Annotated in this window: 19 protein-coding genes and 3 pseudogenes; 10 read left to right on the top strand and 12 right to left on the bottom strand. The window is 73.1% G+C overall.

Features of this window, described 5'->3' with window-relative positions; all coding sequences use genetic code 11:
• The 3 genes from AC1DUQ_RS08455 to AC1DUQ_RS08445 form a co-directional block, all read left to right on the top strand.
• Positions 1-1,336: FtsX-like permease family protein (locus AC1DUQ_RS08455; RefSeq protein ID WP_477073649.1), on the top strand; the 1,336-nt coding region annotated here is incomplete at its 5' end.
• A gap of 25 nt (positions 1,337-1,361) precedes the next feature.
• Entirely contained in the window at positions 1,362-2,366 is a 1,005-nt protein-coding gene (locus AC1DUQ_RS08450; RefSeq protein ID WP_477060251.1) for an ABC transporter ATP-binding protein, read from the top strand.
• Positions 2,363-3,055 (top strand): ABC transporter ATP-binding protein, encoded by a 693-nt coding sequence (locus AC1DUQ_RS08445; RefSeq protein WP_477073648.1) that lies wholly within the window; start codon positions 2,363-2,365, stop codon positions 3,053-3,055. The genes AC1DUQ_RS08450 and AC1DUQ_RS08445 overlap by 4 nt, the downstream gene beginning before the upstream one ends.
• 10 nt (positions 3,056-3,065) lie before the next feature.
• On the opposite strand, the gene AC1DUQ_RS08440 is transcribed toward AC1DUQ_RS08445, so the two are convergent.
• Positions 3,066-3,692, bottom strand: a complete 627-nt coding sequence (locus tag AC1DUQ_RS08440; protein ID WP_477073647.1) for a class I SAM-dependent methyltransferase — start codon at positions 3,690-3,692, stop codon at positions 3,066-3,068.
• 58 nt (positions 3,693-3,750) lie between these two features.
• On the opposite strand from AC1DUQ_RS08440, the gene AC1DUQ_RS08435 reads away from it, so the two are divergent.
• A complete protein-coding gene (locus AC1DUQ_RS08435; protein ID WP_477060248.1) occupies positions 3,751-4,212 on the top strand; it encodes a MarR family winged helix-turn-helix transcriptional regulator in 462 nt (153 codons plus the stop codon).
• A 46-nt stretch (positions 4,213-4,258) separates the two neighbouring features.
• Here the strand turns inward: AC1DUQ_RS08435 and AC1DUQ_RS08430 are convergent, their stop codons facing one another.
• From AC1DUQ_RS08430 to AC1DUQ_RS08420, 3 genes are all read right to left on the bottom strand, one after another.
• Entirely contained in the window at positions 4,259-5,602 is a 1,344-nt protein-coding gene (locus AC1DUQ_RS08430; protein WP_477060813.1) for a PhoH family protein, read from the bottom strand.
• A gap of 420 nt (positions 5,603-6,022) precedes the next feature.
• A complete protein-coding gene (locus AC1DUQ_RS08425) occupies positions 6,023-6,784 on the bottom strand; it encodes an isoprenyl transferase (RefSeq protein WP_477060247.1) in 762 nt (253 codons plus the stop codon).
• A gap of 15 nt (positions 6,785-6,799) precedes the next feature.
• The gene (locus AC1DUQ_RS08420) at positions 6,800-6,961 is read right to left on the bottom strand and encodes a hypothetical protein (protein ID WP_477060246.1); all 162 of its coding nucleotides are present in this window, start codon (positions 6,959-6,961) and stop codon (positions 6,800-6,802) included.
• Between the two features lie 75 nt (positions 6,962-7,036).
• On the opposite strand from AC1DUQ_RS08420, the gene trhA reads away from it, so the two are divergent.
• Positions 7,037-7,768: a PAQR family membrane homeostasis protein TrhA gene (gene trhA, locus AC1DUQ_RS08415; protein ID WP_477060245.1), complete on the top strand. Its 732-nt coding sequence runs from the start codon at positions 7,037-7,039 to the stop codon at positions 7,766-7,768.
• 3 nt (positions 7,769-7,771) lie between these two features.
• Here trhA and AC1DUQ_RS08410 read toward each other — a convergent pair whose 3' ends face one another.
• From AC1DUQ_RS08410 to mca, 3 genes are read right to left on the bottom strand one after another with little or no spacing between them, the layout of a single operon-like run.
• A complete protein-coding gene (locus AC1DUQ_RS08410) occupies positions 7,772-8,605 on the bottom strand; it encodes a carbon-nitrogen hydrolase family protein (protein ID WP_477060244.1) in 834 nt (277 codons plus the stop codon).
• Positions 8,602-8,949, bottom strand: a complete 348-nt coding sequence (locus AC1DUQ_RS08405) for a hypothetical protein (RefSeq protein ID WP_477060243.1) — start codon at positions 8,947-8,949, stop codon at positions 8,602-8,604. The genes AC1DUQ_RS08410 and AC1DUQ_RS08405 overlap by 4 nt, the downstream gene beginning before the upstream one ends.
• Positions 8,946-9,818: a mycothiol conjugate amidase Mca gene (gene mca, locus AC1DUQ_RS08400; protein WP_477060242.1), complete on the bottom strand. Its 873-nt coding sequence runs from the start codon at positions 9,816-9,818 to the stop codon at positions 8,946-8,948. Before mca ends, AC1DUQ_RS08405 begins: the two co-directional genes overlap by 4 nt.
• 160 nt (positions 9,819-9,978) lie before the next feature.
• Between mca and AC1DUQ_RS08395 the strand changes: the two genes are divergently transcribed.
• Entirely contained in the window at positions 9,979-10,392 is a 414-nt protein-coding gene (locus tag AC1DUQ_RS08395; protein ID WP_477060241.1) for a DUF4307 domain-containing protein, read from the top strand.
• A 246-nt stretch (positions 10,393-10,638) separates the two neighbouring features.
• Positions 10,639-10,938: pseudogene (locus tag AC1DUQ_RS08390) on the top strand (GreA/GreB family elongation factor); the annotation flags it as partial.
• 45 nt (positions 10,939-10,983) lie between these two features.
• Here AC1DUQ_RS08390 and ilvA read toward each other — a convergent pair.
• The 3 genes and pseudogenes from ilvA to AC1DUQ_RS08375 form a co-directional block, all read right to left on the bottom strand.
• Complete coding sequence (gene ilvA, locus AC1DUQ_RS08385) at positions 10,984-12,264, bottom strand: threonine ammonia-lyase (protein WP_477073650.1); 1,281 nt, start codon at positions 12,262-12,264, stop codon at positions 10,984-10,986.
• 133 nt (positions 12,265-12,397) lie between these two features.
• Positions 12,398-13,276: pseudogene (locus tag AC1DUQ_RS08380) on the bottom strand (AI-2E family transporter); the annotation flags it as partial.
• A gap of 110 nt (positions 13,277-13,386) precedes the next feature.
• Entirely contained in the window at positions 13,387-14,619 is a 1,233-nt protein-coding gene (locus AC1DUQ_RS08375; protein ID WP_477060238.1) for a cystathionine gamma-synthase, read from the bottom strand.
• A 214-nt stretch (positions 14,620-14,833) separates the two neighbouring features.
• On the opposite strand from AC1DUQ_RS08375, the pseudogene msrA reads away from it, so the two are divergent.
• Positions 14,834-15,427: pseudogene (gene msrA / locus AC1DUQ_RS08370) on the top strand (peptide-methionine (S)-S-oxide reductase MsrA); the annotation flags it as partial.
• 212 nt (positions 15,428-15,639) lie between these two features.
• Here msrA and AC1DUQ_RS08365 read toward each other — a convergent pair.
• Positions 15,640-15,915: an Rdx family protein gene (locus AC1DUQ_RS08365; protein WP_477060236.1), complete on the bottom strand. Its 276-nt coding sequence runs from the start codon at positions 15,913-15,915 to the stop codon at positions 15,640-15,642.
• Between the two features lie 59 nt (positions 15,916-15,974).
• On the opposite strand from AC1DUQ_RS08365, the gene AC1DUQ_RS08360 reads away from it, so the two are divergent.
• Together AC1DUQ_RS08360 and AC1DUQ_RS08355 are read left to right on the top strand one after the other, a co-directional pair.
• The gene (locus AC1DUQ_RS08360; RefSeq protein WP_477060812.1) at positions 15,975-16,820 is read left to right on the top strand and encodes a CPBP family glutamic-type intramembrane protease; all 846 of its coding nucleotides are present in this window, start codon (positions 15,975-15,977) and stop codon (positions 16,818-16,820) included.
• Between the two features lie 9 nt (positions 16,821-16,829).
• A complete protein-coding gene (locus AC1DUQ_RS08355; RefSeq protein WP_477060235.1) occupies positions 16,830-18,074 on the top strand; it encodes a D-arabinono-1,4-lactone oxidase in 1,245 nt (414 codons plus the stop codon).
• Positions 18,075-18,127: 53 nt separating this feature from the next.
• Here the strand turns inward: AC1DUQ_RS08355 and AC1DUQ_RS08350 are convergent.
• The coding region (locus AC1DUQ_RS08350) for a hypothetical protein (RefSeq protein ID WP_477073646.1) at positions 18,128-18,343 on the bottom strand (216 nt) is incomplete at its 5' end.

Raw genomic sequence — 18,343 nt, 5'->3', positions numbered from 1 at the left:
CGTCTCGGCGCGGGGGCGCGGGCTCGTGCAGACCGCGACCGGAGGCGTCGACCTCCTGCTCGCCGCCACCCCCGTCCTGCTGGCCGGTGCCGCGACCGTGCTGGTGGCGCGGGCGCTGCCGCCCACGCTGCGCGGGCTCTCCGGCTTCGCCGCGCGTCGGCGGGGGCTGGTACCCGTCGTCGCGACCGCCCGCGCGGGCCAGACCGCCGGCACACGCATCCCCCTGCTCACCCTCACGATCGCGATCGCCCTCGTCGTGTTCTGCGGCACGACCGCCGTCACCGTCACCGCAGGGCAGGACGAGGCCGCGGACCTCGTGGTCGGGGCCCAGGTCCGCGTGGACGGGGACCTCGACCCGCTCGTCGTCGCGCAGCTGCGGGACGCTCCGGGCGTGACCGCCGTCGCGGGCGCCACGACCCTCAGCTCGCGGACCTTCGGCCGGTCGAGCGGCGTCAAGGCCCAGGTGCTGCTGGTGGACTCGGCCGCCCTGGCGCAGATCCTGGCCGCCCACGACCGCCCGGTGGACCCGGGCCTGAGCACTCTCGGTTCCGCCGTCGACGACGGTGTCCCCGCGCTGATCTCGCCGTCGTTGCTGAGCACCGCCGAGCTCATCGCACCCGCCCTCATGGGCGAGGAGGACTTCGTCGACCTCCGGGTGGTCGGCACCGCGGAGAACCTGCCCGTCGTCCCCCAGAGCTCCTCGACCCTGGCGGGCACCGCGGGCGTCGTGCTCGTCGACCGCGAGGCGTTCGCCGCCGTCTCGGGGGACGAGGTGGCCGTGACGACGACGTGGGTGGACGGGCCGGGTGCCCTGACCGCCGTGCGGGCGGCGGGACTCGCCGACGAGGCCGGCACGACCGTGACCGAGCGTGACGAGTGGTTGAGCACCTGGCGGGCGTCGCCCCTCAACGCGGGCCTCCTCGCGCTCCTGGTCGCGACGGGTCTGATCCTCGCGGGGTACGCGGCCCTCGGGCTCGTGCTGACGGTCGTCGCCACGAGCCGTGAGCGCGGCCGCACCCTGTCGGCCCTGCGCACGCTCGGCCTGGACGCGCGCACGGCGCGGGCGATGACGTTCGGGGAGCTGGCGCCGCTGGCGCTCGCCGCGGTGSTGACGGGGACGGCCATCGGCATCGTCGTGCCCTGGCTGCTCACCGGCGCGCTCGGGCTCGACCTGCTCACCGGCCACCCCGCGGCGACGTCGTTGCAGGTCACCTGGGTCCCGATCGTCGGTGCGGCGGCTGTCGTGCTCGCCGCCCTGGCGATCGCGGTGGCGGTGGAGTCCGCCGTGCGCCGGCGGGACCGGCTCGGCGAGGTGCTGCGGGTGGGCGAGAGATGAACCGGACGACACGGTGGAGGCACCGATGACAGTCACGCAGGACGAGCCCACCCTCAGCGCGCTCGAGGAGCGCGCCCGGCAGCGCACGGGGGCGTTCGGCGAGCACGCGCTCATCGTGTGCGATTCGCTGGTGCGCATCTACCAGTCCGAGGGCGTCGAGGTGCAGGCCCTGCAGGGCCTGGACCTGCTGGTCGAGGACGGCGAGCTGGTCGCGATCGTCGGGGCCTCCGGTTCCGGCAAGTCGACCCTGCTGTCCGTGCTGTCGGGCCTCGACGTCCCCACGGCGGGCAAGGTGCGCGTGGGGCCGTGGGACCTCATGGCGATGTCCAGCGCGCAGCGCGTGGAGTACCGGCGCTCGATGGTCGGGTTCGTCTGGCAGCAGACCGCCCGCAACGTGGTGCCCTACCTGACCGCCACGGAGAACGTGGCCTTCCCCATGGCGCTCGCCGGGGTCCGCCGCAAGGAGCGCGACCGCCGGGCCGCCGAGCTGCTGGACGTCCTCGGCGTGGGCTACTGCTCCGACCGCCGACCGGGCCAGATGTCCGGCGGTGAGCAGCAGCGCGTCGCCATCGCGGTCGCCCTGTCGAACGCCCCGCGGGTGCTCTTCGCCGACGAGCCGACAGGGGAGCTCGACTCCGCCACCTCCCACGACGTCCTGGAGGGCCTGCGGACCGTGAACCGCGAGCTGGGCACCACGGTCGTCGTCGTCACGCACGACCCGGGTGTCAGCGAGCACGTGCAGCGCACGGTGGCCATCCGCGACGGGCGCACCAGCTCCGAGACCGTGCGGCGCACGCACACCCGGGAGGACGGCAGCGAGCACGTGGTCAGCGAGGAGCTCGCGGTCCTCGACCGGGCGGGCCGGGTGCAGCTGCCTCGCGAGTACCGGGAGGCCCTGAACCTGGTGGGCCGGGTCCGGCTCGCCCTGGAGGAGTCGCACGTCTCGCTCTGGCCGGACCGGCCGGCACCGCACACCGCCCCCCGGGCACCGGGCCGGCACTCCGTTCGCACGGACGAGGACACCCCATGACCGTCATCAGCACCGAGCCCGTCGTCCGGGTCGAGGGCGTCAGCCGGACGTACGGCTCGGGCTCGGCCGCGGTGCACGCCCTGCGGGACGTCTCGTTCACGATCGCTCCCGGAGAGCTGGTCGCGCTGGTGGGTCGCTCGGGCTCGGGCAAGACCACGTTGCTGAACGTGGTCGGGGGCCTGGACCGGCCCGACGAGGGCCGCGCGGTCGTCGACGGCCGCGAGGTCTCGTCCCTGGACGAGCGCGGGCTGGTGGAGCTGCGCCGGGACGTCGTCTCGTTCGTGTTCCAGACGTTCGGGCTGGTGCCCGTGCTCTCGGCCGCCGAGAACGTCGGGGTGCCCCTGCGTCTGCGCAAGCTGCCGGCCAAGGACCGCGAGGCCCGGGTGCAGCTCCTGCTCGACCTCGTGGGTCTGGGTCCGCACGCGCTGCAGCGCCCCGGCGAGCTGTCCGGAGGCCAGCAGCAGCGCGTGGCGATCGCCCGGTCGCTGGCCAACTCGCCGCGGCTGCTGGTGGCCGACGAGCCCACCGGTCAGCTGGACACCRAGACCGGCACCGCCGTGATGGCCCTCATCCGCGCGGTGGTCGAGGCCGAGGGGATGACCGCGATCGTGTCCACGCACGACCCGCTGATGGTGTCGCTGGCCGACCGCGTGCTGCACATCGCCGACGGGCGGCTGGTCGAGGGCTGACGCCGACAGGTCAGGCGGGACGCAGCACGAGGCGACCGACGGGGTTCAGCCACGACGTGCGGGCGAGCCGCCGCTCGCGCACGACGGACGTGCCCGTCCCGAGCGACGCGGCCACGGACTCCTCCTGCGGGAGCGCCCACCGGACGTCGTAGACCCACGCCTGCCCGCCGGGCCGGAGAACCCGTCGAACCTCCCGCAGGCCGGCGTCCACGTCGGCCCAGTGGTGCTGGCTGAGGGTGGACACGACGACGTCGAAGGTGGCGTCGGGCCAGGGCAGCGCCGCGACGTCGGCGACCGCGAAGGTCACGCCAGGGGTCGCCGTCTGCTGCGCCCAGGCGATCATCTCGGGCGAGACGTCGATCGCGTCGATCCGGAGCCCCGGAGCGGACTCGGCGATGCGACGCGGCATCGTCCCGGGTCCGGTGCCGACGTCGAGCACGCGCGCTCCGTCGGGCAGCCGCAGGGAAGTGACGTCGCGGGCGACCCGACGGTAGAGCCGGCCCGACAGGTGACCGGAGACGCGCTCGTACCGGCCCGGGTCGTTCATCGGCCCCATCCCGTAGGCGTGCGGGGTCAGGCGGCCGTGCAGACGGCCACGCCCGTGCTGGTGGCTGGGGTGCTGGTCGGTGTCGGTCATGGAGCTTCTCCCCTACAGTTGTGCGTCACAACTCTTACGACGACAGTAGGCGAAACAGTTGTACAACACAACCTTTCCCGACGACGACCTGAGCCGGTTCTTCCAGCAGCTCGCGCGCTCGAGCGGCCTGCTGGAGACGGTCCAGACCCCGCACGAGCACGCCGGGGTGCGGCTCTCGATGTCCGAGACCTTCGCGCTCGGCGAGCTGGCCGCCGCCGGGCCCCTGTCGCAGCAGGAGCTCGCCGACCGGATGGGGCTGGAGAAGAGCACGGTCAGCCGCCTCGCCGCCGGGATGGAAGGGCGTGGGTGGCTGCGCCGGGAGCGCCAGGCCGACAACCGTCGCCTGTACCGCCTGGAGCTCACGTCGGAGGGCAGCGACGTCGCCGAGCGCGTGGGCGCGGAGCTCCGGGAGCACCACGGCCGGCTGCTCGCGCGCCTGACCGCGCAGGAGAGGCACGCGCTGGGCGTCGGGCTCGGCGCGCTGGTCCGCGAGCTGGACGCGGCGCACAGGCGCAGCTGAACGCCCGGGCTCCCGGCGTGCGGGGAGCCCGGGCGTCCAGGGTCGATCAGACCTCGATGCCCTCCAGCAGCTCGGTGACCAGCGCGGCGACCGGCGAGCGCTCCGAGCGGGTGAGCGTGATGTGCGCGAACAGCGGGTGGCCCTTGAGCGCCTCGATCACCGCGGCGACCCCGTCGTGCCGGCCGACGCGCAGGTTGTCACGCTGGGCCACGTCGTGCGTGAGCACCACCCGCGAGCTCTGCCCGATGCGGGACAGCACGGTCAGCAGGACGTTGCGCTCGAGCGACTGGGCCTCGTCGACGATGACGAACGCGTCGTGCAGCGAGCGTCCGCGGATGTGGGTGAGCGGCAGGACCTCGAGGATGTCGCGGTCCATGATCTCCTCGACGACCTCCTTGGACACCAGCGCCCCGAGGGTGTCGAACACGGCCTGCGCCCAGGGGTTCATCTTCTCGTCGGCGCTGCCGGGCAGGTAGCCCAGGTCCTGGCCGCCGACCGCGTACAGGGGCCGGAACACCATGACCTTGCGGTGCTGCCGACGCTCGAGCACCGCCTCGAGGCCCGCGCACAGGGCCAGCGCCGACTTGCCGGTGCCCGCCCGGCCGCCGAGCGAGACGATGCCGATCTCCTCGTCGAGCAGCAGGTCGATCGCGATCCGCTGCTCCGCGCTGCGGCCGTGCAGGCCGAACACGTCCTGGTCACCTCGGACCAGCTGCACGTGCTTGTCCGCGGTCACGCGGCCGAGGGCCGACCCGCGCGGGCTGTGCAGCACGACGCCGGTGTGGCAGAGCATGTCGTTCGGGGACTGGTTGCCGCCGCTGAAGCCGCTGGCCACGTCGGCCAGGGGCACCGACTCGTGCTCCCAGAGCGCCGCCATCTGCTGCTCGGCCAGGTCGAGGGCGTCCATCCCGGTCCACCCGGAGTCGACCGCCAGCTCGGCGCGGTACTCCTCGGCGCACAGCCCGACGGCCGACGCCTTGACGCGCATCGGGAGGTCCTTCGACACGACGACGACATCGCGCCCCTCGGCCGCCAGGTTGGCCGCGACGGCGAGGATCCGGGTGTCGTTGTCGCCCAGGCGGAAGCCGTCCGGCAGCACGGAGGGGTCGGTGTGGTTGAGCTCGACCCGCAGGGTGCCGCCGTCGTCGTTCAGGGGGATGGGGGTGTCGAGCCGGCCGTGCTCGATCCGCAGGTCGTCGAGCATCCGCAGCGCGGACCGGGCGAAGTAGCCGAGCTCGGCGTGGTGCCGCTTGCCCTCGAGCTCCGTGATGACGACGACGGGGAGGACCACGTCGTGCTCCGCGAACCGCAGGATCGCCCGCGGGTCTGAGAGGAGCACCGAGGTGTCGAGCACGTGGGTCTTGCGGCCATCGGCCGTGTGGACGTCCAGCTGGTCGGTCGTGGACTGGGGGTCGTTCTGCGCCTTGCTGACCACGGCAGGCTCCCTCCGGCGCTACGTGCGCCGTGACGGGCACCGGACACCGGCGTCCTGCCAGAGCAGGACCACGCACCGACGTACGGCGACGGGACGGGGGCGGTCGGCCCCTCCGGGAACAGAGGGCCGGATCCGGCCCTCCTCCCGGAGCGGATGCTCCATGGGCTGGCCTCCCGGGGACAACGGTCGCTGTCCTCTACGGCGGAACATAAGCCCGGGGTCCGAGGTCTCCGGCACGACACGCGAAGTGGTTACACGCTGTTCACCTGGCAGGTTCGGCCGCCGATCGGCGACACATGGCAGAACCCCAGGTGAGGGCGGCTGTCAGGGCCCAGGGGGGCTCGTCGGCCCCCGACACAATTAACCCGGACGGAGTCAGCGACCGCCGCGACGCTCCCGGGCGGCGTAGGCGCGGACCGCCCGCAGGAAGTCCACGCGCCGGAAGTCGGGCCAGTAGGCCTCGCAGAAGTAGAACTCCGAGTGCGCGCTCTGCCAGAGCAGGAACCCGCCGAGCCGCTGCTCCCCCGAGGTTCGGATCACCAGCTCGGGGTCCGGCTGCCCCTTGGTGTACAGGTGCTCGGCGATGTGCTCGACGTCGAACGCCTCGGCGAGCTCGTCCAGGCTGGACCCGGCATCCGCGTGCTTGCGCAGGAACGACTTCACGGCGTCGGCGATCTCGCGCCGACCCCCGTACCCGACGGCGATGTTGACGTGCAGACCGACGACGCCGGCGGTGGCGTCCTGGGCCGAGACGAGCGCCTTGACCGTGTGGTCGGGGAGCAGGTCCAGCGCGCCCACCGCCTGGATCCGCCAGCGTCCGGTGGCGGCGAGCGCCCCGACCGCGTCCTCGATGATCGCGAGCAGCTGCTCGAGCTCGTCGGCGCCCCGGGAGAGGTTGTCCGTGGAGAGCATCCACAGCGTCACCACCTCGACGCCGATGTCCTCGCTCCACTCGAGCAGGTCGGCGATCTTGTCGGCCCCGGCCTGGTGCCCGTGCCGCGTCGACTCGCCCACGCTGCGCGCCCAGCGCCGGTTCCCGTCGAGGATGACCCCGACGTGGCGCGGGAGTCCGTCCTTGGGGAGCGACGCAGCGAGCTGGCGTTCGTACAGCCCGTAGAGCGGACGGGGCAGACGCACGCGCACTCCCTTGGATCAGGCGACCGGAACCCGCTCACCGTACTCGCCGAGCGGGTCGTCCGGGCCCGGTCGGCCGTCCCGGAAGGAGTGCGCCGGGTAGGTGGACGCGGCCGTGCGCGGTACGTTCAGGAGGGTGCCGACGAGGTCCGGGATCGACCGCGTCACATCGAGCCCCACGCGGTCGACACCCTTACCTACGGTGTCGTAACCTACGGAGTCGTAGGTTCCCCGCTGACGAAGAGAGTCCGGCTCATGAGCTCCACCCCCGCGTCCGCTCCGGGACAGAAGCCGGGAACGGTCCTGGGCGGTCATGACGAGCCGGACGGCGTCGTCGAGCGGGTCGCCGAGAGCATCAAGCCGCACCTGCGGGGCTGGATCCACGCGGGCGTCACGCCGTTCGTGATCGTCGCGTCGATCGTGCTGGTCGTGCTCTCGCCCACGCCGATGGCCAAGTGGTCCACCGCGGTGTTCGGCCTCACCGCGATCATGCTCTTCGGCACCAGCGCCGTGTACCACCGGGGCCACTGGTCCCCGACGACCGCAGCCGTGCTGCGCCGGCTGGACCACACCAACATCTTCCTGATCATCGCGGGCACCTACACCCCGCTGTCGGTTCTCCTGCTGCCCGCGGACACCGCCCGCACGCTGCTGATCGTCGTGTGGACCGGCGCCCTGATCGGGACGCTGGCACGCATCTTCTGGCTGGGCGCACCGCGGTGGGTCTACGTGCCCGTGTACGTGGCGCTCGGCTGGGTGGCCGTCTGGTTCTTCCCCGAGTTCTACCGCTCGGGAGGGCTCGCGATCGTCCTGCTCATCGCCGGCGGCGGGCTCGCGTACACGGTCGGCGCGATCGTCTACGGCACCAAGCGGCCCAACCCGAGCCCGCGCTGGTTCGGGTTCCACGAGATCTTCCACGTGCTCACCGTGGTCGGGTACGGGTGCCACTACATCGCGGTGTCGATCGCGTCGTACGGCTCCGCCTGAGCCTCAGGCGACCGGCACCACCGTGTAGCGCCGGTTGGCCAGCGACGGGTTCTGCTCCCGGACGCGCAGCAGCGCCGCACCGTCCAGGTCCACGGTCCGCACCTGCGGCGTGTCGTCCATCTCCAGCCCGACGACGCCGTCCGGCGCGACGACGAGCGAGCGACCGGTGACGCCCTTGCCTGCCTGCCCGACGGCCACCACGGCGGCGGTGTTCTCGATGGCGCGCGCGATCGCGAGCGTGCGCCAGTGCATGGCCTTGAGCTCCCCGGCGGCCCAGGCGGCGGGCACGACGAGCACCTGCGCGCCCGCGTCGACCAGCCGGCGCGCCGACTCCGGGAACCGCAGGTCGTAGCAGGTCAGCACCCCGAACGTGAGGCCGCCGATCTCGAGCACCAGCGGCGGGGCGTCCACGGGACCGGGCACCAGCCGGTCCGACTCCCGCTGCCCGAACGCGTCGTACAGGTGCACCTTGCGGTAGACCCCGGCCAGCTCCCCGGCTCCGTCCACCGCCACGACCGCGTTCACCGCGCGGCCGTCGTCGCCGTCGCCGGGCAGGGTCGTGCCCGCCAGCACCGCCACGCCCGTCGCCCTCGCGCGACTGCGCAGCATCGTGACGAACGGTCCGTCGAGCGGCTCCGCGTGCTCGGCGCCGACGCCGCGGGGGTCGAAGCCGGAGGCGTACTCCGGCACCACGAGCAGGTCCGCCCTGGTCCGCGCCGCGGTGCGGAACGCGTCCTCGACCACCTGGCGGTTGGCCGTGTGGTCGTCGCTGACCTGCAGCTGCGCCACGGTCACCCGCACCGACGGGCGCTGCGGCGGCTCGGGCACGGTGCTCACCGAGAGGGCCTTCCCGGCTCGTCGTCGGGGTGGACGTCCTTGGGCGCGACCTCGACGTCCGCGTCGACCTCGAGGTCGGGGCCGGCCGCACCCGCGTCGACCAGGCCGAGGTCGGCGTGCGGCTCGCTCGACGGGTCGTCCTCGTCGTCGTCGAGCCCCAGGGCCTTGGCCCGTCGGTCGACGATGCGCAGCTGCTTGGTCAGCGAGAGAAAGAGGAACACGACGGCGATCGCGAGCGCGAACGTGAACACGAAGCCGAGGAACCCGGGCGACCCGACCGGCGTCCCGTCGATGGTGACGTCCGACGGGGTGGGGCTCGGCGCGACGAGCAGCACGGCGATCATGACCGCAGCCCGGCGAACAGGTCGTCCTCGGGGAGCCGGACGGGCACGCGCGAGCCGGCCAGCTCGTACTCCTCGGTGGGCCACTGGGCGACCTCGAGCTCACGCGGCACCGCGAAGAAGAAGCCGTCCGGGTCGATCTGGGTGGCGTGGGCCCGCAGGGCGTCGTCACGCTGGCCGAAGTACTCGGAGCACTCGATCCGGGTGGTCACCTCGCGCTCGGGCACCTCGCGGGCCTGCCGCGAGTCGAGCCAGTCACCGAACGGGGACTCCCGGCCGGCGGCGACGATCGCGTCGTGGACCGCCCGCATGCGCGCCAGGGAGAACCCGTGGTTGTAGTAGAGCTTCGCGGGCGCCCACGGCTCACCGAGACCGCGGTAGCGCTCGGGGTCGCCCGCCGCCTCGAAGGCCTCCTTGGAGACCCGGTGGCACATGATGTGGTCGGGGTGCGGGTAGCCGCCCGACGGGTCGTACGTGGTGATGACGTGCGGCCGGAACTCGCGCACCAGCTGGACCAGCGGGGCCGACGCCTCCTCCAGCGGGACCAGCGCGAAGCACCCCTGCGGCAGCGGCGGCAGCGGGTCGCCCTCGGGCAGCCCGGAGTCGACGAAGCCCAGCCAGCGGTGCTGCACGCCGAGCGCGGCCGCGGCGGCCGCCATCTCGTGGCGCCGGTACTCGCGCATGCCGTCCAGGCCGCCCTCGACGGGCGGGTGCTGCGGGTTGAGCACGTCGCCGCGCTCCCCACCGGTGCACGAGACGACGAGGACCTCGACACCCTCGGCCGCGTACTTCGCCGTGGTCGCGGCACCCTTGCTCGACTCGTCGTCGGGGTGGGCGTGCACCGCCATCAGACGCAGCCGCTCTCCGGTCACCTCGGGCCTCCCGTCGGTCGCCCGCCGATGGCCCGCCGGGATCGCGGAGTCGCGGTCCGCTCGGCACGGGCGGGTGGTTGGACGAGAGACAATGATCGCCTACCCGGCGCCTTCGTCGCGCCACCGAGCGCGCGCCGCGCCTGCCAGCACGAGGAGCTCCGTGACCGAGTCGCCCACCACCCGCCCACCGGCCGGGCGCTACGGCCCCGAGCCCACGGCGCGGTCCGTCCGGCGGGGTCGCCTCGGGCTCGTCGCCGCCGGGGTGCTCGGCGTGGCGCTGGTGATCTGGGTCGGGCTGAACATGGCCGGTCAGCCGGTGTCCTGGAAGGACGTCGGGTTCCACGTCGAGGACGCGCGCGCCATCGAGGTGACGTTCGAGGTGACCAAGCCCAAGGAGTCGACGGTGGAGTGCACGGTCACCGCTCTGTCGGAGTCCTACGGCCAGGTCGGCGTCCGGACCATCGAGGTGGGACCGGCCGACTCGGCAACCCGACGCGTGACGGCGACCGTGCAGACGACCGAGCTCGCGGTGAGCGGGACCGTGGAGCCCTGCGAGCTGGTCGAGGAGCCCTGACCCCGCCGTTCTGCGGCGGAACGGGGCCTGCGTCTGCCCGTCCTTGCTATCCTGTTCGTTTCACCGCCGCCCCGGTCCGGCGCCACGACTGGCGTCCAGAACGAGCGGGGAGCGGCGGTAGCACCCCTCAGTACCCGCACACCGGACGCGTCCCTCGATGCGTCCGCCCGCTCGGACTGCCGTGCGCTGCTCCCCCCGGGGCAGCGCGGACCGGCACGTCCGGCACACGTCAGGAAAGGAGCGATCGTGACCGATACGACTGCGGCCACATGGTTGACCCAGGAGGCCTACGACCGCCTCACGGCCGAGCTCGCGCACCTCGAGGGCGAGGGCAGCGCCGAGGTCATCGAGCGCATCGCCGCAGCCCGCGACGAGGGCGACCTCARGGAGAACGGCGGCTACCACGCCGCTCGTGAGGAGCAGGCGAAGCAGGCCGCTCGCATCCGAGAGCTCAAGGAGAAGCTGCGCAACGTCCAGATCGGGACCCCGCCGGAYGACGGCGTCGTGGAGCCCGGCATGGTCGTGACCGCGCTCGTCGCCGGCGACGCTCACGAGGCGCCACCCCGCAGGGGGTGGCGCCTCGTTCGCGTCTCAGCCGTCGGTCAGGCGGTAGCCGGCCTCGCGCAGGTGCTGGAGCACGTACTCGCAGTGGTCCGGGCCCTTGGTCTCCACCTGGACCACGATCGCGACCTCGTCGAGCTGCAGGTCGCCCACCGTCCGTGCGTGCGACACGTGCATGACGTTCCCGCCCGTGTCGGCCAGCGCGCGCAGCAGGTCCGCGAGCGCACCGGGTGTGTCGTCGATCCGGACCTGCAGCTGCAGGAACCGCCCGGCGGAGGCCAGCCCGTGCCGGACCACGCGCATGAGGACCAGCGGGTCGATGTTGCCGCCGGACAGGATCGCGACCACCGGGCCGGTGAGCGGCCCGACCCCGGCCATCAGGGCCGCCGCGGCAGCAGCCCCGGAGGGTTCGACCAGCATCTTGGCGCGCTCCGCGAGGAGCAGGAGCGCGCGCGAGAGGTCCTCCTCCGAGACGCACTGCACCTCGATGTGGTTCGAGGCGAGGATCTCGAACGGCACCGACCCGGGCATCCCGACGGCGATCCCGTCGGCCATCGTCCGCAGCTCGGGCGCCGGGATCGGGTGCCCCGCGGCGAGCGACGCCGGGTACGCCGCCGCGCGGGCGGCCTGCACGCCGATCACCCGCACGTCGGGTCGCAGCTCCGCGAGGGCGGCGACCACGCCGGCGGCCAGCCCACCACCCCCGATCGGCACGATCACGGTGGCCACGTCCGGCACCTGCTCGACGATCTCGAGGGCGATGGTCCCCTGACCGGCGACGACGTCCTCGTGGTCGAACGGGTGGATGAGGACGGCGCCCGTGCGCTCGGCGAACTCGCGCGCGTGCACCAGGGCCTCGTCGACGGAGGCGCCCACCAGCTCGACCTGGGCGCCGTAGTCGCGGGTCGCGGCGATCTTCGGCAGCGCCGCGTCGGCCGGCATGAACACGACCGCCGTGAGCCCGAGCATCCGGGCTGCGAGCGCGACGCCCTGCGCGTGGTTGCCGGCGCTCGCCGCGACGACCCCCCGCGCCTGCTCCTCCGGGGACAGCCGCGCCATCCGCACGTAGGCGCCGCGCAGCTTGAACGAGCCGGCGCGCTGCAGGTTCTCGCACTTGAGCCAGACCTCGGCACCGCACACCTGCGAGAGGGCACGGCTCAGCTGCACCGGCGTCCGGTCCGCGACGCCCCTCGACGCCGACCACCGGGGCGGGCGGGTCGTCGTCGGCCCGGTCCGCGGCCTCCGCCTGCGTGGCGACGCGCTCCGACGTCGCCCCGGCCACCTGCGCGATCGCGCGGTCCAGCACCGGATGCCCTCGGCCGCGGACGGGCACGTGGTCGTCGATCCCCAGCTGCGGGAACTTGTCGTGCCCGTGCAGGTACAGGAGCACGGTGTTCAGGGTCGCCGCGATCGGCACCGCGAACAGCGCACCCACGATCCCGGCGACGAACGACCCGGCGGCCACCGAGAGCAGGACCGCGACCGGGTGCAGCGAGACGGCGTGGCCCATGAGGAACGGCTGGAGCACGTGGCCCTCGAGCTGCTGCACGAGCACCACGACGGCGAGCATCCAGATGGCCGATGCCGGCCCGTTCGACACGAGCGCCACGAGGATCGCGACGGAGCCGGTGACGACGGCGCCCACGATCGGGATGAACGACCCGAGGAACACCAGCACGGCCAGCGGCAGGGCGAGCGGCACCTGCAGGATCGCTGCCCCGAGGCCGATGCCGACGGCGTCGACGGCGGCCACGAGGATCTGCGTCCGCGTGTACGCACCGAGCGTGACGAGCCCGCGACGGCCGGCCTGGTGCACGTGCTCGCGGGACCCGCGCGGGAGCAGGCCGACGACCCACGCCCAGATGGTCCGGCCGTCGAGCAGGAAGAAGAACGTGCAGAACAGCGCGATCAGCGCGCCGGCGGCCACGTGCGCGACGGTCGTGGTCGCGTGCAGCGCCCCCGAGACCAGCTCGGAGCTGCCGCCGCTGAGCGACCCCTGGATCCGTTCCATCCAGCCCGAGATGTCGGCGGTCGTCAGCTGCAGCGGACCCTCGGCCAGCCACGTGGTCAGCTTGTCGATGCCCTGGGCCGCCTGGTCCCACAGCTCGCCGAAGCCCTTGACGATCGACCGTCCCGCGAGCGTCAGCAGGCCGGCCACGAGGGCGACCAGCCCCACCAGCGCGATCCCCACGGCCGCGACGCGCGGCATGCGGGTCCTGCGCTGGATCCAGCCCACGAACGGCGCCAGCAGCACGGTGAGCAGCAGGGCCACCGCGATGGGGACGACGACGACCTTGAGCTCGCTCAGCAGCCAGAGCAGCACCGCGAGCGCCGCGCCGATGAGCAGCAGCCGCCACGACCACGCGGCGGCGTTGCGCACCGACGGAGGGACGGACTGGTCGCCGGAGGGCCTGGCGGTGTCGACCGGGGCGCTCACGCGTCGCGCCCGGCGGCCAGCGCAGCGTCGAGGTCGGCGATGAGGTCGGCGACGTCCTCGATGCCGACCGAGAGGCGCACCAGGTCGTCGGGCACCTCGAGCTCGGTGCCCGCCACCGACCCGTGCGTCATCTTGTGCGGGTGCTCGACCAGCGACTCGACGCCGCCCAGAGACTCGGCGAGCGTGAACACGTGGGTGGCGCCGCAGAACGCCAGCGCCGACGACTCGCTGCCGGTGCGGAACGACACCATGCCGCCGAAGCCGCTCATCTGCCGCGCGGCCACCTCGTGCCCGGGGTGGCTCTCCAGGCCCGGGTAGATCACGGACGTGACGGCGTCGTGCCCCTCCAGGAACTCCGCGACCGCCCGCGCGTTGCTCTGGTGCCGGTCCATGCGCACCGCGAGCGTCTTGAGCCCGCGCAGGGTCAGCCACGCGTCGAACGGCCCCGCGACCGCGCCCGACGCGTTCTGGTGGAACCCGACGGCGTCCGCGAGGTTCGTCGTCCCGGTGGGACCGTCCAGCCCGACGGGGAGCTGGGCACCGTCCGCGACGACGAGCGCACCGCCGACCACGTCCGAGTGCCCGCCGATGTACTTGGTGGTCGAGTGCACGACGACGTCCGCCCCGAGCGCCAGCGGCTGCTGCAGGTACGGCGTCGCGAAGGTGTTGTCGACGACCAGCAGCGCGCCGGCCGCGCGGGCGTGGGCCGCGAGCACCGCGATGTCGGCGATGCCGAGCAGCGGGTTGGTCGGCGTCTCGACCCAGACCACCTTGGTGCGGCCCGGCTGGATCGCGGCCAGCACCGCGTCAGGGTCGGACAGGTCGACCGGCGTGTGCTCGATGCCCCACGGCCCGAAGACGCGCGCGATCAGGCGGTACGTGCCGCCGTAGGCGTCGTTCGGGACGACGACGTGGTCGCCCGGGCGCAGGGTCGCGCGCAGCAGCGTGTCCTCGGCCGCGAGGCCCGACGAGAACGCGAAGCCCGCCGCTCCCCCCTCGGCCGCGGCGAGAGCCGACTCCAGCGCGGTGCGCGTGGGGTTGGCCGAGCGCGAGTACTCGTACCCGCCCCGCAGCCCGCCGACGCCGTCCTGCTTGTACGTCGAGGTCGCGTAGATGGGCGGGACGACCGCCCCGGTGGTGGGGTCCGGGTCCTGACCTGCATGGATGGCGCGGGTCGAGAAGCCTGCGGAGGCCCAGTCGTCGTCGTGGGGGTGCGCGTGGTTCGTCACGGGTCCCAGGCTAGGCGCTCGCGTGGGAACCGCCCCGCTGGGCGCTCCCGGTGCGGTCCTGGTGCGGTCCCGGTCATGCGAGGGTGCGCTCTAGGTCAGGTATTGGTTCGGTCAAGAGATTCCCACGCTCGCGGGAACACGGACCGCATGCGTGCCGTTGCAGATCCCGGGAGGACCCAGGTGACCAACCGGGCTCCCGGAGAGGATCACGACCATGAACTGGCTGTTTGGATCTGCCCTCAAGACCACGATGGTGGCCCCCGAGAAGGCTCTCGCCGGACGCGACCACTACGCCTACATGATCCCCACGACGCACACCGTCCTCGGCACCCCGCTGCAGGGCCCGTGGCCCGACGGCACCGAGGTCCTCTACGTCGCGATGGGCTGTTTCTGGGGCGCCGAGCGCACCTTCTGGAAGATCCCCGGCGTGGTGACCACGGCGGTCGGCTACCAGGGCGGCTTCACGCCCTTCCCGACCTACGAGGAGACCTGCACCGCCCTGACCGGGCACACCGAGATGGTGATGGTCGCGTACGACCCGACGGTCGTCTCGGCGGGCGACCTGCTGCGCACCTTCTGGGAGTCGCACGACCCGACGCAGGGCTACCGGCAGGGCAACGACGTCGGCACCCAGTACCGCTCGGCCGTCTACACGACGACGCCCGAGCAGGAGCTCGCCGCGCGCACCACGCGCGACGAGTACCAGCCGCGGCTGACCCGGTCCGGCTTCGGTGAGATCACCACCGAGATCCGGTCGGCCGAGGACGCCGGCACGTTCTACTACGCCGAGGGCTACCACCAGCAGTACCCCCCCCCCCCCCCCCCCCCGCCACGGGGCCGGCCAGGGTCCCCGTCGTCCCGGCCAGCCGCCCTCGGCGTCGTCCTTGGCGGACCGACCGGGTCGCTCCCCCTGTCGGTCCGCGGCGAACGTATCGACGCCCGCCGCGGGCCGTCTACGACTGTCCACCTGGTGCTGGACCCCGGTCCACCTGCACATATGTCCAGGTATGACCGCCGGGATCACCCCTCGGAGTGCCCCAGCGGCTTGTCCGGCGCGACCAGGTCCCGCACCAGGCGCTTCAGCTCCGGCAGGTCGGGGAAACCACCCCGCTCGCCCCGGTCCCACACGAGCGCACCGTCCACCTCGACGCGGAACACGCCCCCGGTCGCCGGCCGCAGCGCCACCTCCCCGAGCTCCCGGTGGAACGTGGTCAGCAGCTCCTGCTGGTACCAGGCGGCCCGCAGGAGCCAGCGGCACTGCGTGCAGTAGGTGATCGCGATGCGCGGGAGGTCCATCGCGCAAGTGTCGCCCAGCGCGGGGTGACCAGACAGACTTCAGGTCGACCCTCTGGAGGCTGACCGTGCACGACGCAGTTCCCGCCGTCGACATCCCGAAGCCGACCCTCCACACCGCTGGACGCGTCGCCGCCGCGGTCCTCGTGTGCGGCGCGGCGGTCCTCCTCTTCGCGGTCCACGTGCGACCGCTCGGTTATGTGCCCCTCGTCCTGGGCGTCGCGCTCGGGCTCGCCGTCGATCGGCGGCTGGGCAAGGACCTCGCCCTCATCGCCCTCGGCCAGACGATCATCAGCACGATCTCGCTGAAGGCGGACCTGTCCAACGTCGGCATGCTCAAGTTCACCGTCGCGCTCGGGCTGGCTGTGGTCGTCCCGACGCTCCTCTCGCGCAGGGCCTTCCACGACGACAAGATCCACTTCCCCGTCCGGACGGGCCGACGATGGGACCGCTGGCAGGCGCTCTACCTGGTGGCGGTCGCGATCGCGGCGTACCTGATCCTGCCCGCGTACTTCCTCGGCTCGGGAGTGTGGCAGAACTGGCCCGACCTGGACGGGTCCGGGGACATCGCGCGGCTGTTCGTCGGGGTCAACGCGGTGGGCATCTGGGACGAGCTGTTCTTCATCTGCGTGGTGCTGGCGCTGCTTCGGCCGCACTTCCCGTTCTGGCTGGCCAACGTCCTGCAGGCGACCGTGTTCGTCTCGTTCCTGTGGGAGCTGGGCTACCGCGAGTGGGGTCCGCTGCTGACCATCCCGTTCGCCCTGATCCAGGGCTGGATCTTCCGCCGGACCGCGTCGCTGAGCTACGTGGTGGCCGTGCACCTGCTGTTCGACCTCATCGTGTTCCTGGTGCTCGTGCACGCGCACGACCCGAGCCTGTTCGACATCTTCGTCACGGGCGGGTCGTAGGTTGGACCGGTGACACTGACCAACTGGGCCGGCAACTACACCTACCGCGCGGGGGTCGTGCACCACCCGAGCACGGTCGAGGAGCTGCAGGAGCTGGTCGCGGGGTCGGCCCGGATCCGCGCCCTGGGCACCCGGCACTGCTTCAACGACCTGGCCGACGATCCCGCCGCCCTCGTCGTCCTGGACGGCCTGGAGTCGGCCCCCGAGATCGACACCGACGCGCGGACCGTGACGGTCACCGGCGGCACCCGGTACGGAACGCTCGCGCAGCACCTGCACCCGGCGGGCTGGGCCGTGCACAACCTCGCGTCCCTGCCGCACATCTCCGTCGCCGGCGCGGTCGCCACGGCCACGCACGGCTCGGGCGACCGGAGCCGGAACCTCGCGGCCGCGGTGGCCGCCCTCGAGCTCGTCGGACCCGACGGCACGGTTCGGACGGTCCGCCGCGGAGACGGCGACTTCGCCGGTTCCGTCGTCGCGCTCGGGGCGCTCGGCGTGGCCACGCGCGTGACGCTGGACATCGAGCCCACGTTCGACGTCGCCCAAGAGGTGCATCTCGACCTGCCGTGGGCGGCCGCGCTGGACCACCTCGACGAGGTGACCAGCAGCGCCGACTCGGTGAGCCTCTTCACCGACTGGACCGGCGACACGATCGCGCAGGTCTGGCGCAAGACGCGCGTCACGCCCGGCTACCAGCTGCGCACCGAGCTGTTCGGCGCGACCCCGGCGGACGGCCCCCGCCACCCGCTGCCCGGCATCGACCCTGTGAACTGCACCGCGCAGCTGGGCGAGCCCGGCCCGTGGCACGACCGCCTGCCGCACTTCCGGATGGACTTCACGCCGAGCAACGGCGACGAGCTCCAGTCGGAGTACCTCGTCCCGCGCGCTCACGCGGTCGCGGCGCTGGAGGCGGTGCGGGCCCTGGCCGACCGGATCTCGCCGCTGCTGCAGGTCACGGAGGTCCGCACGATCGCCGGCGACGACCTGTGGCTGTCCACGGCCGAGGGCGGCGACCGCGTGGGCCTGCACTTCACCTGGCAGCCGCGGCAGGCCGAGGTCGAGGCGCTCCTGCCGACGATCGAGGCGGCGCTGGCCCCGTTCGACGCGCGCCCGCACTGGGGCAAGCTCTTCGCCGACGACGGCCGCGACCTCGCGCGCCTCTACCCGCGCTGGGACGACTTCCGGTCACTCGTCGCCCGCACGGACCCCGACGGCGTCTTCCGCAACGACTTCCTGGACCGGCACGTGCTCTAGGACGTCCGAGGATGAGCGCGCCGGGGCGCTCGGTTCCTCGGACGCTCGGCGGATCAGGACCGCCAGCGGTTGACCTTGGCCTTCAGGTCCGCGTCGCCGACGCGCCCGGTCGGCGAGAGGGTGACGACGGAGGCGCCCGGCTGCAGCCGGGGATCGCTGTCGTACCGCTCCGCCAGCTTCACCTCCGCGGAGACGTCCCCGGCGTCCGCAGCCACCAGCAGCTCCGCGACCTCGTCGGCGAGCCGGTCGAGCTCGTCGGCGGGCGTAGG

This window comes from Cellulomonas sp. P4_B5_2 (genome assembly GCF_056402235.1).
Note: the sequence above shows the minus strand (reverse complement) of the source record. Positions and strands in the feature narration are given on the sequence as shown.

Excerpts from the sequence above, each read along its gene's own strand:
- AC1DUQ_RS08450 (WP_477060251.1), top strand. The coding sequence starts at position 1,362 with ATGACAGTCACGCAGGACGAGCCCACCCTCAGCGCGCTCGAGGAGCGC.
- AC1DUQ_RS08440 (WP_477073647.1), bottom strand. The coding sequence starts at position 3,692 with ATGACCGACACCGACCAGCACCCCAGCCACCAGCACGGGCGTGGCCGT.
- trhA (WP_477060245.1), top strand. The coding sequence starts at position 7,037 with ATGAGCTCCACCCCCGCGTCCGCTCCGGGACAGAAGCCGGGAACGGTC.
- AC1DUQ_RS08405 (WP_477060243.1), bottom strand. The coding sequence starts at position 8,949 with ATGATCGCCGTGCTGCTCGTCGCGCCGAGCCCCACCCCGTCGGACGTC.
- AC1DUQ_RS08365 (WP_477060236.1), bottom strand. The coding sequence starts at position 15,915 with ATGGACCTCCCGCGCATCGCGATCACCTACTGCACGCAGTGCCGCTGG.